Origin of the sequence: Photorhabdus sp. RW14-46, assembly GCF_963887965.1 — a bacterium.
GTDB lineage: Bacteria > Pseudomonadota > Gammaproteobacteria > Enterobacterales > Enterobacteriaceae > Photorhabdus > Photorhabdus laumondii.
This window is the reverse complement of sequence record NZ_CAWPHH010000024.1, coordinates 58,257-72,419: the sequence shown is the minus strand read 5'-3', so window position 1 is coordinate 72,419 and position 14,163 is coordinate 58,257. Positions and strand designations below refer to the sequence as shown.

Genomic DNA, 14,163 nt, shown 5'->3' with positions numbered 1-14,163 from the left:
TGCTCCAGTAACTGGGCCGTCAGTAACTGACCGTAGAATTGATCCCGCGGTTCGGTCAGCTGTTGCTGATATTGCTCCGCGGCGTGGAGGGCGGCTTCCAGTCCGTGTTGCTGAAAACAGTGCCAGACAGCGTCCTGTTCCGGCGTGGTGCCGTTGTTGACGGTGGCGGTCGCCGGGGGATGCAGCCAGTTCAGCGTGGCGTCGGAGATAAACGGGCTCATATCGGAGAAAGACAGGTTTTGCAGGACCGGCAGACGGTCAAGAAAGGCCCGGAGTTCATCGCGGATAGCGTCAGCCACGGCGTGGAAACCCAGTTTTCCGGCGGCCTGCGCCGCGATAGCGTGTCCGTCCAGCCAGTAAGGGGCCAGGGTCAGACTCTGTTCTATCTGTTGCAGCAGGGCGTTATCCGCCGCCGGGAGTTTCGCCAGATAATCTGCGGTGCGGTCTGCCGACGTCGGTGCCAGCGGTGTTTTGCCGGTGCCATTCGCCATCGGTGCTGTGGTCAGGGTGTACCAGATAGCATAACGACGCAGACGGTAACCGACAGGGGAATCAGGCTGGCGTTCGCACAGCAGGTCAGCCACGGTCAGGAGCGTCTGTTTCCAGGCTTTTTCACCGGAACTGTCTACGGTGACATCCGGTATGGGGGGGGATGTCAGTGCTGAAGTGTTTGCCGATTGTGCTGTCGTTTCGGCCGGTTCAGCCGGCGCGGCTGCCGGTTTGGGCTGAGGTTTACGGGCATAGCGGGGGCGTAACTGGTCGATCTCTTTAGCCAGAGCCGGTTCATCGGTATGCCAGCATTGTGCCAGATGTGCCAGTGCGCCCTGTGCCTCTTCGCGCTGCGTCTCATCCGCCTGTTCGCAGAAGCCGGGTTGCGCAGCGTCAAACCGTTTAATCACCTGTTGCGCCAGGCGGCGTTTGAGCTGCGGTTTTTGTGGCCAGGCTGCCTGCCAGTAATGCGGGATGTAATCAGCTAACAGCTCCATTGCCAGGATGAGTTCAGCGGGATGACTGCCGTGTTGCAGTGTCCGCAGCAAATGAACCATCAGTCTGAAATCTTTGCTTTTTTCGCTGAACAGTTGCAGCGCCTGACGCTGGATCTCTTCAATATTCAGGCTGGAATGGGCCAGTGATCCTAGCTTAACCATCTCCCCGTCGATATATTCCCAGGCGGGTTCGTTTTCATCCAGCGCCCGGCTGATGAGTTCATCCGATAGGGGGGTTAGCAGGAGGCCCTGCCAGTCAAATTGTTTCCTGATATCCATGGGGATCACCAGCGGCAGGCGGAGCGTAAAGGTTTCACCGCCTGTTCCAGTTGAGAAATGTTGAATGTCATGCGGTTTCCGTTGCCGGTTTTGATGGTCAGGGTTTTTCCTGTCATCAGTCGTTTGAGTTCTTCAATGCCCGGTAGTCCACGGCTGGATTCCAGCAGGTAGCCGTTTTCACGCAAGAACCAGTCAGCACTGAATTGGGTGATTTCCGTCGACATCATCACAGTACCGCTATCTTGTGGTTTAGCCAGGGCAATTTGTATTCGGGTAATGTTATCGATACAACTCAGCATCAGGACTGGCCGTGGTGGTGGAACCCCCATCGCAGGGGTGGTTAGTATGACGCGAATCGGTAGGCTGTCAGATTGGGTGGTGATAAAACCGGTTGAATGGTCAGTGCGTTTCATCTCCTGTTCCATTGCCTGTCTCCAGACAGGGCCGGTTTTTTCTAACGGGATAACGGCAATATTATCGACTTTATCCAATAGACGGTCGTAGCAATCGACTCTGACCAACGGTGACGGTTCTGCCCGGCATTGTAGCAAAGCGGGTAGTGAAGGCGCTGTTGGGGTTTCCTGATCTGGCTGAGTATCAGGGGTGCCTGTCAGAGAGGCGATTAATGAACTGACCAGTAGCAGAAAATTCATAATTTACACCTGTATTTCGCCAGTTTGTAAGTCAGTGTCCGGGGTGCAATACCCAGGCTGGCGGCAATCTGTTTGGTGTTGTTGCCGTAAATATGCTGGCGTTGTATCAGTACTGCACATTCGAACTCTTCAAGTGCCTGAGGTAAGTTGTCGATTTTGCTGTAATCGTGAGAGACGCTGGCTGAGGTTTTGTTTTCGGCTGTGGTGCTTAACGAAGCCAGCAATTCATCAAGCTGTTTTTCTTTCTGGCGCTGTGTCTGAAAAACCTGGCGGATCTGGCGTAATTGGTCACGCAGTAGTTCCAGTTCCTGCAATTTTTTCAATCGGTGTTGCATGACATGGCAGTAGATGTAAAACATGTTGCTATCGTCAGCAAAACGATGGACATCTTTGGCGAAAACAGCAATCACGCCACATGCCTGCCCGTTGCAGTTAAACAACGGAATAGCATGCAGGCCGCAGCGATGAGGAAGTTCTTCAACGAAGAGGCGAAAGTTTCGATGGTCGATGCGTACCCCTTGATTGAGGGATCCCCACGTCGTGGGGGTGCCTTTGTACAAGATTTGGACCAGTGGATGGTTGATATCACCGATATTGACATCCAGTTGCAGCGCGCTTATCTGGTTTGGCGCCGGCAACCGGTAGCATTCCAGACGGTTTTCATTCACGTTAAGCAGAGAGACCAGCAAGGCATCAAAACGCTGGCGTTGGTGATTCACCTCAAGAAAGTGATGAACCAGTTGCTCGACAGAGTCATTTTCCAGTAACGCTAATGCGCTTTTCAGCCGTTGTTTCATGGTATCTCCTCAACCACCGCGTTGAACTGATGGTCGTTAACGGTGAGCTGGATAGTGCGGATCTGTTTTCCGGCCGCCATTTTTTGCAATAACAGCAGAGATAACGGCGGCAACAAAGCGCCATCAATGATCGATTCCAGCATGCGGGCGCCATTTTCAGCACGAGTTGCCCGTTGCAGTATCTCTTCAACCACCTCATCACTCAGGGTGACGTCGGCATTGAAGCGTTGACGCAATAAGTTATCGAGGCGCGCCAGTTTGCCCTGAATAATGGTTTTCAGGGTGTCGTGTCCTAACGGCAGATAAGGCACCACTTCCATTCGCGCCAGTAAGGCGGGTTTGAAGAAAGCGGCCAGTTCAGGATAAAGCCGGTCATGCATCTCTGCCGGTTTATCGGCATTATCGACGATAGTTTGATAGCCCAAATTGGACGTTAAAAAGAAGACCACATTTTTACAGTCAATCACCCGGCCTTCCCCATCGGCCAACTCACCTTTATCGAAGGCCTGATAGAACAGGTTCAGGACATCAGGATGCGCTTTTTCCACTTCATCAAGCAGGACGACGGAATAAGGTTTCTGGCGAATAGCTTCGGTGAGTACCCCCCCTTCCCCATAGCCAACATAGCCGGGAGGCGAACCAATCAGGCGGGAAACCGTGTGTTTTTCCTGAAACTCCGACATGTTGATCGTGGTCAGATATTGACGTCCGCCAAACATCAATTCGGCAATCTGTAAAACGGTTTCGGTTTTACCGACGCCACTGGGTCCTGCCAGCAAGAAGGCGCCCAATGGACGACCGGGACGGCGCAGGTCAGCTCTGGCGGTCAACAAGTGCTGATGCAGGCATTGAATAGCCAGATCCTGCCCCTTGATGCTTTGTCCCAGGTGCATGGGCAGTTCTGTCACCACGGAAAGTTCACTTTGTGACAGACGATTAAGTGGCACGCCAGTCCATTCAGCGATAACCGTTGCAATCTGGTTTTTATCCACGTGAGGAGAAATGAGCGTTTGTTGTTGCTGTAATTGTTCCAACTGTTCATTCAGTTCAGCCAATTGTGCAATCAACTCTTCAGTTGTCATTTCGGCCGATGTTTCGCTCTGTTTTGTTTCGTTAGTGAATTCTGTTTCGTCGGTTAATAGCTGACGGCGTAGTTCAATAATTTGCTGAACTAATTGCTGTTGTTGCTGCCAACTGGCTTCCAGTGCAGCCAATTTCTCCGTGGTTTCCTGCTGTTGTTGTCGTAGTTCATCCAGTCGATCCGTGTGCGGGTTGAGCCCCATGCGCTGTTCCCTCGCCAGCACGTCTGATTCCATTTGTTGCTGATGCAGTTGGTTTTTCAGGGCAGAAATTTGGCGCGGAGGTGACGTCAAGTTGATGGCCACGCGGGCGCAGGCGGTATCCAGCACATCAATGGCTTTGTCTGGCAACTGGCGTCCAGAGAGGTAACGGTCGCTTAATACCGCAGAGGCTTTTAGCGCTTCATCATCGATTAATACGCCATGAGAGTGTTCATAGATTGCCCGCAGGCCACGCATAATAATGATGGCTTCTTCCGCGGTCGGTTCGGCCACTTTAATGAGTTGAAAACGGCGGGAGAGGGCCGCATCTTTTTCGAAATATTTTTTGTATTCTCCCCAAGTGGTCGCAGCAATTGTTTTCAATTCACCCCGTGCCAGAGCGGGTTTTAGCAGGTTGGAGATATCCAGTCCGCCTTGTTGATTACCGGCGCCAATCAGGGTATGAGCTTCATCGATGAACAGAATAATCGGTACGGATGACTGATTTATTTCATTCATAATGCCTTTGAAACGTTTTTCAAATTCACCTTTTACCGCCGCACCTGCTTGTAGTGCCCCCAGATCCAGTGTCATCAATTCACTGTTATGCAGTTTTTCCGGCACTCGGTTGTCGATAATGCGCAGAGCCAACCCTTCAATGAGCGCACTTTTACCGACGCCCGCTTCACCTACCACAATCGGGTTATTTTTACGGCGACGGCAGAGAATATCGATCATTAGGTCAATTTCTTTGTCACGGCATAGAACAGGATCGAGTTTTCCCTGACGAGCTTGTTCTGTCATATTTTGAGTAAAACGGGCGAGCAAGCTATCACTCCCGGCGGCAGCTTTGTTTTGTCCGTTTTTATCGTTTTCCACAACCGGTTGTTCAGCAGAGCCCGCGGTCCATTGGGTAAAATTCTGGCGTAACAATTCGCGGTTTATTCCCGATAAAAGACGTGCGGATTGGGGTGTCAGGTAACGTAGCGGGCTGAACAGCAAGGTCATCAGCATGACGCCGCTGCGTAATTCCTGATGTTGCATCTCAGTCGATGCTAACAGCCAGCTATCCTGTAACCACTCCACTAACATTGGAGAAAAGTTAGGATAAGCCTGAACCATTGCTTGATGGTGAGGGATCATCTGATCAAGTTGTTCTTTCAGCAAATCGCTGTCTACTTCGGCTTGATTGAAGATCGCTCTGACATCACTGAGAGGGGTGTTGATCATTTGCAACAATAGCTGTGAAACCGTGATCTCAGGTTGCTGTTGGCTGACACATTGCGCTGCCGCCGCTTCCAGAGCGTGCCGAGTCATCGGATTTAAGCGATTAACTAATGTAGGTAGATCAATCTGAATCATCGGTTTCTTTCCTAGCTCAGTAAGTTATTTAGTTGTTGTAAGATGTTCTGGGTTTGGTTGTGTAGACGGATAGCGTAGAAGCCATAAACGATAGCGAGCAGCGTAATACCGCTCCAGAACAGATGTTTAATAGTCAGACGTTTACCCAGGCGATAGCGATCATTACGCTCATTGGCGTTATTGTGGAGAATGATGGAAGGAGCTTCTCCCCGCAGCGCGTGCAGTTGTTGGTGTAATCGACGGAATAAACGTTCAAAGTCATCACTTTTCTGCGAAGCAACTTTATAACGGCCACGGTAACCGAGGCAGAAGCAAAGATAGATAAACTCCAGCAGATGTTGATAGCGCTGAGGTTCACCCATCAAACGATCTAACAATTGAAAGACTTTTTCACCACCCCAAGTTTCGTTGTGGAATCGAACCAGTAGTGATTGTTGTAACCACTCATTCTTGCTATTCCAACCATGACCCAATGCGGTTTCATCAATGAAGGTACAGAGCGTATAGCGAAAAGAGATAATTGCGCCCGGCTCATAGCCTTTGGTTTGTAGAAGTTGTTCGATTGCCTGAATATCAGTGACGACCTGTTGATAAAGCTGGTCCGGCAGCGGTTGTTCGCCCATGTCTTTTAGACGCATGACCATGCCGAGCAGCGGTGTAGCGGCATCGATCATCGGGTTTAGGCTTTCTCCGCGTAGCGGTAACTGATACTGAAGATGCACAGTATTATCAGTGACTCCCTGCGTCGGAATAGGATTGTCATTTATGGTTTCAGTTTTCATTAATCAATCCCGTTACTGACTGCCCAGAGCTGCATATCCAATCCAGGGAATTCTCCTGAAACGTGGAAAGCGATGGAGTTGCCTTTCAAAATCTCTTGCCATGCCGGACCTTGTTGATCAAAACGGAAGTAGGTGTAACCGACGTGATAAGGTAATTGGCGTGGGGCGGCGGAAAGCGCCTCCATAGCGACCCCGGGTAATTGGACGCTGACCATTTCGCGGATTTTTTCCTGCGACGCAACTTTGATCTGCTGAACGAACTGTCGGCGTAACTGCTCCTGTGGAATCTGTGCGCGAACGGCCAAGATAAGAGCTGATTTGCGCAATAGATCGGGATCATGGATGGTTGCTACCCGGAAACCATTCCCCTGAATCTGTAGAGGTAGGGCGACTGCTCGTGGCATCAGAACGACATTCATTTCGCGGCGCATGTGACGCATGAGGTTCAGGAATGTGTCAGTCAGATTGTTATGATCATAATTTAGTATATTGCCGACCAAACGGGATTTATCCGTAAATGTTTTCAATTCAGCCCAAGTTTGGAGAACTTGGGTGAAGAAGTCCTGAGGGTGAAGAAGAGCTTGCTTAGAATAATGGGTAAACCACGGATGGACTCGGTTAAGTAACTGGAGCATCATAAATTCAGACACATCAGCAACGCCTTGCTGACCAGGTGAACCAATCTGCTTCGCAAGAGTTTGAGCTCGTTCCGTTAGTGAATTTTCTATTTCACCCATATAGCGTTGCAGTTTTTCGGATACTTTGACAGCAGTACAAGTTGGGATGAAATCCTCATCAAGAGCGAGGGCTGCACCTTTAGCCCCCTCTTTTATCCGGCATAGTGGCAGCAAGGAAAAAGCACTGAGGTCTTCTGATCCCTGTTTCAGAATCGGTGTCAGTTGTGCCAGAGTGACGGGGCTGACATCACCATCATCCGTATGCAAGTCACGGATATTATTTATATGTTCACGGTAACGTACAGCCCCAGCATGCCTGGATTCAGGATGGGATATTTCATTAAAGGTATCGTTAGTTATGGGGAGCGCCAGGTAGATATTTTTGCTGCCAGGCCCGTTAATATCGGTCACATTAAGCGGTTGGAGAATGGCATCCTGATGGGGAATCGAGAATATGGTGCCATCCGGCATAATACCGCTGGCTTCGGTAATACTGATACGCCCAAGAGCAAGAAGATCTTTGTCGATAGTCAGGGAACTGAAACCGTAATAGTGTTCGATAAAGGTTGTCAGGCGGCTATGAGCCAGATAGTCATTATGTTTTTGTTGTTGCTGAAAGTGTTGTGGCTTGATGAATAATCCTTCGCGCCAAATCACCCGATTTTTACCTGACATAGTTATTGTTCCTCTTTTCTAAGTTCAACTTCGTTCGCTCTGATATGCACCAGAATGTGGTATTGCTGTCCTGTGTCTTTCACACGGATGACCTTTTTCCATTCGGATTGATTAATATCGGCATAGCGAACGATAACGCCGATGTAACGGCTATTTTTTTCCAGCGGGATGACTGGCAGTGGTTTGTACTGCCCCGGCAATAAGGTGTAATCCTGATGGTCGATATAATTTTTCCCCAGCGCTTTATCCAGTTTGTCACTCGCCAGTTGGTCATAATCAGCGGCAAGTAGACGGGAATCTTCACTGAGATAGAGCAGATGCATTTCAACCGGAGTGGCTTCTCCATTTTTATTGGGGTTAATATCAGGTTCTGCCAGCAGAGTGATCGCGACGGTGGAAGGTAAATTCGCGGGTTGACCAACTGGAGTTGATGGGTCCCAGACTACCTGCCCGACTTTCTTCGTTGCTTGCCATGCACTGCTACAGCCGCTTAATATCAGCGCTGCCAGCAATACAAACCATACGGTATAACTACCGGACCATGAGGTATTACCGCCGGAGCGCTTCATTACTGGCTATCCTCTAAACCTTGACGCAGAGCGCGGTCATAAGCTTGCTCATAGACTTCACCAAACAGTTTTTCGAACCCTTGTTGGCGGCTGGAAGCCAGTTCGCGGTAGTAACTGGTGTACATTTCCCATGCCCAGGTTGCATCTTTTTCCTGTGTTTCATTGCTGCGGCGGTATTGGGCAAAACGACTCAGTAGATGTTCCGGTGAGAAAGCATCCAACATGGTGTTCAAGGCGGCAGTGATCGCAATCCGGTTAGCCTGATAGTGCAATTGCAGGTTATGTAAGCTTTCAGCGACAGCGGAGGGGGCAGAGAGATGTACCGGGCTTTTTTGGTCCGCAAACATCACCTGCATAGTGGTGTTGTAATCCATGTTCAGCCGTAGCGGATTATCTTCAATAGGGCGCAATTGTTTATCGCGCAGCCCATGCTGTGTACGTTGCAGTACCAGTAGACCTTCAATTGCCGCTTTCATGGTTTTACCCATTTCTTCCAGAAAGTCGTTGGCCTGTTGGCTGTTATGTAAAGGCAATTGTGTGTTCAACCCTCGCATCAGGGGTGTGATAGCAACATGTTGCTGTTCCATGTCCTGATACTCTTCACTTAAAGGTGAAGAGATATTCGGTAAATCAACAAAATCCCGATCCATAGCATTGCCTCTGTTATCTGAGAGGGGAGAGAAGAATAATGGAGCTTGGTAATGGCCCTGCTGTAGGCTTTGGGTGATGCCGTCACTCTCTAAGGTCTGGTCCAGTGTGGTTAGATTTTCACTATCGAGAACCTTGAGCGGATCATGGCTGAAATCGTGCTTAATCGTGGGAGCTAAAGAACCATGATCGGTGAACGCGGTATCCTGGACAGGTTTTTTTTCCATCATCGCGTCCAGTGGATTGCTATAGCTGGAGACCAGTGATTCCGGGGATACTGTCATTGGATCAATACGATCTGCGTCGGAAAAACTGATATAACTTTTGATGACCAGTTTACCAACGGTAATTTCATCCGCTTGTTGCAGTCGGATAAAGCTAATACCAGAGGCCAATGGTGATTGATTCACAAACAAAGGGCCGGCGATCATTTGCAGACAGAATGCACCATCACGCCACTGGATAGTAAACTGTGAAGGATTGATATTGCCTTGCAGATCCTGAATGGACCAAAGATGGCTTTCACTGCTGCCGACAGTGCCACCTTGAGTGGAGAATAGGCAACTGGCAGGTTTACCGCTTTCCAATTGGTCACTATTGAGTACTCGTAATGAAAGGGTTGGCTGTTGTTTTTCCATCGTCTTTATCCACTTACTGAAATCGTGATAAAAGGTTTCTTTTCCGGCTCGCCGAGAAAGCTGGTCCACCCCAGGTTATTGTTTAATTTCGTGCCAAGCACCATGCCGCCTGCTTGGTTTTCAGCTAAGCCAAGACGCAGATCCCAGGCCAATTGATCACGCAGGACAAAACAGATAAACATCACCAGTGGTAGGAAATTTTTGCCGTCGGGAAGAAATGACAGGAAATGTTCACGGGATAGATTGTTGATGCATAACATAAACTTACTATTGTAGTTTTTTACCCATGATCCGATGGTGAAGTTTTCACCTAATACGGACATTTTCGTATTTTTATCACCATCTATTGTCAGCTTTTCACCCAAACGGTTTTGTTGTGATGAGGGAATGGCGACTTTCCGTAATTGCCAGCCATGAACAGTAACATCTGGCAAATCAAAGCAGTGAGAAACCAGGCTGCATATCACTTCCGGTGATCGGCCCGGGTTGGCTAACAGACCTGCATAGGCTAGCATTTTGCTATGGTTGATCTTCAAATGAGTGCGGTTCACACGACTGCCAAGCCCTACCAAAGAGAACATACGCTGAGAAAAATCATCCTGTCCATTCTTGTCGAAACAGATGTAATAGCGGTATTTCCGCCAGATCTGATGAAGCATAACGATTGAACGGTGATTGAAAACATTTAGAAAGTCTGTCAGTCGGTTTTCATCCTGGGCGTCTTCCCATGCTAGCGAATCAAGGTAGTAACCAGGCATGGGAGACTGGCTACCATGTAGCCCAAGGAAAGAGACTTCTACATGAAAACGACCTTGTTTGGTACGTTTTACAGAGACAATATCTCTAGTTGGAAAAGCCAGGCTGGCACTGGATGTAAAACAGATTGCTTCACGGTCAGGGCGATTAGTTTGCCCCGTTTTTTCCCACGCTACCGCCAATTGGTTGAGTAATTCGACCAATTGATAAAAATCGTATTTTGATACATCCAACGAGCGTTTTGCTGACGAGTTGTTATCTGTTACATCAACGGATGTTGACCTATTTGTACCGGCCATTGATAGCATTCCTGATTATCTAGATTGATCACCTTCAACATGTGGAAAGAGTTAATGCTGGCATATAACGCAAGGAAGTGTGACAGTATGGTGCCGAACATATAAAGCTCGCCTTCAGAACAGAAAGCCTGTTGCCGGATATATAATGTTGATTCCGAACCACGTACCGCGAGACCTTTAAATAGCCGGTCTATTTGCCTCGTTTCGATCCGTTCAATTGCATCTAGCCGTTTTTGTGATGAGCGTGAGGATTGTCGGTTATATCGGCTGGGGAGATCGTAGGTACTTAATACCTCCTTTAGTGCGTCTTTGTTCAATAATGTCATATAGTTCAGCGACATATTAGAAATAAGCGCCCAGTGATACTCGCCGCTCATCAATGGATAGAGCGGAACGGATGGGCGGGTTATGTTGCGAAATGGCGCAAATGAAGGGTTTCCCTCTAAAGCGTAATTAATATCACCTACCCGGAGTTGCAGTGGTAATTCGCGATTGGTGCAAGTTAGTCGGATAGAGATACTTTCACTATGCTCCAATTCCAGCAGCAATGATGCATCGCCACGCACGAAAGAGATATAGTGTTCAAGCCCGTTACGAAAGGGTGATTCTTTAACCCTAATACGGAAATAGCGAGTGTTGAGTTCGCTTTCGTGTTCGATTTGGTGATGAAAGCTTTCAAATGGCACATAGATCCGTTTAGCCCCTCTGCTGCGGTCGAGTGTACCGTCATTATTGGTCAGATAGCTTTCCACTTTATCCACGGAGAAAATATCGTAGCGATTAGGATGGCTATAACTCGCTCTCAATGGATATTCGTCCCGGCTACCATCCAATCGAATAACTTCACCATCCATTGGAAAGAGATTGATTGCCGGAACACAATGCAACCGAAAAGTATCCTGACGGATTTTGATTTCTGGTGGCAGTGCTTCTGAGAAGTAGAGATTCAGCGTGAAATCTGTGGCTTGAAGATCTGCCGGTAATTTAGGGATGCCAGTGACATCGAAAAACAAAAAACCTTCAGAAAAACAGAAGTACTCTTGTAAGACGCGATAACCCATATAGGCATTTTTCGGGTAAGGCAATAGGGCGTCCTCCCGATTAAAACCCACTGGAACGAAGTCAAAATCCGGTAATGAAATCGTGGTATCGCCTACAACAAGTTTTGCATCTTCAAGGTAGTAACTAAGCCAGAAATAGAGTTGTGTACTGCTGTAATCATCGCCGCTTAGATAAAAACGCAGTTTATCAAGTTGCAGCTCCTGTAAGTTAAGTTCTGTTTTTGAGGTGAAATTCAGACTGATGACACCCTGCTCATTACTATTATTGACCGAGATGTCTCGGATAGACATCGGAAACAGCCAAACATCACGGCATAAAGTGAAAGTACAGCGATGATTGTCTTGGCCTGTTTTTTGAGTATTGGTATTGCTTAAGTAATTATCTTCATCTTCATCATTTTCGTTATCATCTGGCAGTGGACGGCTTTTGATTTGAGTTCCGCGTTGGATTTTCGTAGCTTGCTTGATGGCACTATCATCAGGTGTATATTGGATAATGGTCATGCTAGGCGTTGGCCGCAGGTAATTTGGCCATAGCATGTGTAACAATCCATGAGTCAGCTCAGGGAATTGATCATCAATTTTTGCCCGCAAATTACCCGCAAGAAAGGCAAATCCTTCTAGTAAACGCTCAACATCCGGGTCAGAGCCTTGTTCAGACAAAAATGAGGCGAGGTGAGGATGTTCAATTGCGGCTTGTCGCCCCAATTGTCTAAGGTAATCCAGTTCCTCTCTAAAATATTTTTCAAGTGACATTTTATTGAGTCCTCTCTAGGCAATAACGCCGGTTGTTATCCAGTTGAATATTAAATTCAACAGCGTCATGAATATCATCCAGGGATACCTGGGCGCTGATGTGAAAACGTAACAACAGCGGATCACTATCATCGTGGATTGCATTGACAGTGACTGACGATATTCTTGGTTCATAATTTGTGATGCAGTGCTCTATTGCCTGTTCAATACTCTGTTTAAAGTCAGTTGCCGTGGTTGTAGCGTCATTGAGATCAATGACGCCAAGATCAGCCGCACTCTGACAGGCACCCGGATGAGTATTAAGAACATGATTCAGGTGCCGTTTTATGGAGTTGAGCAGCTCACGCATTCTTGATTGGCGGGAAGAACCGGAGTTCTTCCCCTGAATACGCTCGAACAGGCTGGCAGAGCCTTCTCTATTCCAACTGTGCAGCGCAGCCATGACCCATTACTCCTTATCCAGACGGCCTACTAGTGACAACTCAAAGCTGGCTCCCATATATTTAAAATGAGGGCGAACTTGCATTGCCACTTGATACCAGCCTGGATCGTCTTCCACATCCAAAACTTGAATTTGGGCAGAACGCAGAGGGCGACGGCTACGGACATCCGTTGGTGGATTTTCCTGATCAGCAATGTACTGTTTCAGCCAGGTGTTCAGTTCACGCTCCAGATCCTGACGCTCTTTCCAGGAACCAATCTGCTCGCGCTGTAACACTTTGATGTAGTGTGCAAGGCGGTTGATGATGAACATATAGGGCAGTTGAGTACCCAATTTATAGTTGGTTTCCGCCATTTTCCCTTCGCGGGTATTCGGGAACACTTTTGGCTTCTGGACTGAGTTGGCAGAGAAGAATGCGGCGTTATCACTGCCCTTACGCATTGTCAGAGTGATAAAACCCTCTTCTGCCAATTCAAATTCACGACGATCGGTAACCAAAACTTCGGTTGGGATCTTGGCTTGGATCTGCCCCATTGCTTCGAACAGGTGAACCGGTAGATCGCTGACAGTACCTCCGCTTTGCGGGCCGATAATATTCGGGCACCAGCGATATTTGGCGAAGCTGTCAGTCAAACAAGTTGCCAGCAGATAAGCGGTATTACCCCACAGGAAATGTTCGTGATCTTTGCTGACATCTTCCTGATAGTTAAAGTTTTTAATTGGGTTTTCGACGGTTGAGTAAGGTAGACGTAACAAGAAGCGCGGTGTTGTCAGACCGAGATAACGTGAATCTTCCGATTCGCGCAGCGCACGCCATTTGGTGTGTGCCGGGCCTTCGAAGACAGATTTCAGATCTTTAATCGCTGGTAATTCGGTAAAGCTACTGATACCAAAGAAATCAGGTGCAACGGAAGAGAGGAATGGCGCGTGAGCCATTGCGCCAACCGCGCTGACATATTGCATCAGTTTGATATCGGGTGAGCTATTGCTAAACGCATAGTTACCGATGACCGCCGCAACCGGTTCGCCACCAAACTGGCCATAACCTGTTGAGTAGACATGTTTGTATAAGCCTGATTGGATGATTTCTGGTGAAAATTCGAAATCTTCCAGTAACTCTTCTTTGGTCGCATGGATGATGTTGATTTTGATGTTTTCACGAAAATCGGTACGATCAACCAGCAATTTCAGTGAACGCCATGATGATTCCAGCTCTTGGAACTCTTTGGCATGCATAATTTCATCAACTTGAGTGCTGAGTGTTTTATCAAGCTCAACAATCATTCTATCAACGACAAGCTTGTTGACAGGTTCTTCGTTAGTACCGGTATCCAAAATGCTGCTGATAAAAGCGGCAACACCTTGTTTTGCGATATGGTAGCCATCATTTTCCGGCGTCATTCTTGCCTGAGACATAATCTCGTCAAGCAAAGAGGTAGTGGACCCTGGGGTTAATGTTGTACTGCTCTCTTCATGCAAGGACATGTTAAAAACTCCTTTTCA

The 14,163-nt window shown here is 48.1% G+C and carries 12 protein-coding genes; all 12 read right to left on the bottom strand.

Annotated features, from left to right (window positions below; all coding sequences use genetic code 11):
• The coding region (gene tssA / locus AACQ38_RS17340) for a type VI secretion system protein TssA (protein ID WP_165578682.1) at nucleotides 1-1,265 on the bottom strand (1,265 nt) is incomplete at its 3' end.
• Nucleotides 1,266-1,270: 5 nt separating this feature from the next.
• A complete protein-coding gene (vasI, locus tag AACQ38_RS17335) occupies nucleotides 1,271-1,918 on the bottom strand; it encodes a type VI secretion system-associated protein VasI (protein WP_165578681.1) in 648 nt (215 codons plus the stop codon).
• Nucleotides 1,915-2,715: a helix-turn-helix domain-containing protein gene (locus AACQ38_RS17330; RefSeq protein ID WP_165578680.1), complete on the bottom strand. Its 801-nt coding sequence runs from the start codon at nucleotides 2,713-2,715 to the stop codon at nucleotides 1,915-1,917. The genes vasI and AACQ38_RS17330 overlap by 4 nt, the downstream gene beginning before the upstream one ends.
• Complete coding sequence (tssH, locus tag AACQ38_RS17325) at nucleotides 2,712-5,357, bottom strand: type VI secretion system ATPase TssH (RefSeq protein ID WP_165578679.1); 2,646 nt, start codon at nucleotides 5,355-5,357, stop codon at nucleotides 2,712-2,714. Before tssH ends, AACQ38_RS17330 begins: the two co-directional genes overlap by 4 nt.
• A gap of 11 nt (nucleotides 5,358-5,368) precedes the next feature.
• Nucleotides 5,369-6,139 (bottom strand): type IVB secretion system protein IcmH/DotU, encoded by a 771-nt coding sequence (gene icmH, locus AACQ38_RS17320; RefSeq protein ID WP_165578678.1) that lies wholly within the window; start codon nucleotides 6,137-6,139, stop codon nucleotides 5,369-5,371.
• Nucleotides 6,139-7,491, bottom strand: a complete 1,353-nt coding sequence (tssK, locus tag AACQ38_RS17315) for a type VI secretion system baseplate subunit TssK (RefSeq protein ID WP_165578677.1) — start codon at nucleotides 7,489-7,491, stop codon at nucleotides 6,139-6,141. Before tssK ends, icmH begins: the two co-directional genes overlap by 1 nt.
• 2 nt (nucleotides 7,492-7,493) lie before the next feature.
• Complete coding sequence (gene tssJ / locus AACQ38_RS17310; protein ID WP_052105895.1) at nucleotides 7,494-8,060, bottom strand: type VI secretion system lipoprotein TssJ; 567 nt, start codon at nucleotides 8,058-8,060, stop codon at nucleotides 7,494-7,496.
• Nucleotides 8,060-9,346, bottom strand: coding sequence for a type VI secretion system-associated FHA domain protein TagH (gene tagH, locus AACQ38_RS17305; protein WP_165578676.1), 1,287 nt, complete (start codon nucleotides 9,344-9,346; stop codon nucleotides 8,060-8,062). Before tagH ends, tssJ begins: the two co-directional genes overlap by 1 nt.
• 5 nt (nucleotides 9,347-9,351) lie before the next feature.
• A complete protein-coding gene (gene tssG / locus AACQ38_RS17300) occupies nucleotides 9,352-10,401 on the bottom strand; it encodes a type VI secretion system baseplate subunit TssG (RefSeq protein ID WP_165578675.1) in 1,050 nt (349 codons plus the stop codon).
• Nucleotides 10,365-12,218 carry a type VI secretion system baseplate subunit TssF gene (gene tssF, locus AACQ38_RS17295; RefSeq protein WP_165578674.1) on the bottom strand — a complete coding sequence of 618 codons (1,854 nt, stop codon included), beginning with the start codon at nucleotides 12,216-12,218 and terminating at the stop codon, nucleotides 10,365-10,367. Before tssF ends, tssG begins: the two co-directional genes overlap by 37 nt.
• Nucleotide 12,219: 1 nt before the next feature.
• Nucleotides 12,220-12,660, bottom strand: a complete 441-nt coding sequence (gene tssE, locus AACQ38_RS17290) for a type VI secretion system baseplate subunit TssE (RefSeq protein WP_011144759.1) — start codon at nucleotides 12,658-12,660, stop codon at nucleotides 12,220-12,222.
• A 6-nt stretch (nucleotides 12,661-12,666) separates the two neighbouring features.
• The gene (tssC, locus tag AACQ38_RS17285) at nucleotides 12,667-14,145 is read right to left on the bottom strand and encodes a type VI secretion system contractile sheath large subunit (protein ID WP_165578673.1); all 1,479 of its coding nucleotides are present in this window, start codon (nucleotides 14,143-14,145) and stop codon (nucleotides 12,667-12,669) included.
• Between the last annotated feature and the right edge of the window lie 18 nt (nucleotides 14,146-14,163).

What these genes read in the sequence shown, in the direction of transcription:
- vasI (WP_165578681.1), bottom strand. Translation starts at nt 1,918, where the DNA reads ATGAATTTTCTGCTACTGGTCAGTTCATTAATCGCCTCTCTGACAGGC.
- AACQ38_RS17330 (WP_165578680.1), bottom strand. Translation starts at nt 2,715, where the DNA reads ATGAAACAACGGCTGAAAAGCGCATTAGCGTTACTGGAAAATGACTCT.
- tssH (WP_165578679.1), bottom strand. Translation starts at nt 5,357, where the DNA reads ATGATTCAGATTGATCTACCTACATTAGTTAATCGCTTAAATCCGATG.
- icmH (WP_165578678.1), bottom strand. Translation starts at nt 6,139, where the DNA reads ATGAAAACTGAAACCATAAATGACAATCCTATTCCGACGCAGGGAGTC.
- tssK (WP_165578677.1), bottom strand. Translation starts at nt 7,491, where the DNA reads ATGTCAGGTAAAAATCGGGTGATTTGGCGCGAAGGATTATTCATCAAG.
- tssJ (WP_052105895.1), bottom strand. Translation starts at nt 8,060, where the DNA reads ATGAAGCGCTCCGGCGGTAATACCTCATGGTCCGGTAGTTATACCGTA.
- tagH (WP_165578676.1), bottom strand. Translation starts at nt 9,346, where the DNA reads ATGGAAAAACAACAGCCAACCCTTTCATTACGAGTACTCAATAGTGAC.
- tssG (WP_165578675.1), bottom strand. Translation starts at nt 10,401, where the DNA reads ATGGCCGGTACAAATAGGTCAACATCCGTTGATGTAACAGATAACAAC.
- tssF (WP_165578674.1), bottom strand. Translation starts at nt 12,218, where the DNA reads ATGTCACTTGAAAAATATTTTAGAGAGGAACTGGATTACCTTAGACAA.
- tssE (WP_011144759.1), bottom strand. Translation starts at nt 12,660, where the DNA reads ATGGCTGCGCTGCACAGTTGGAATAGAGAAGGCTCTGCCAGCCTGTTC.
- tssC (WP_165578673.1), bottom strand. Translation starts at nt 14,145, where the DNA reads ATGTCCTTGCATGAAGAGAGCAGTACAACATTAACCCCAGGGTCCACT.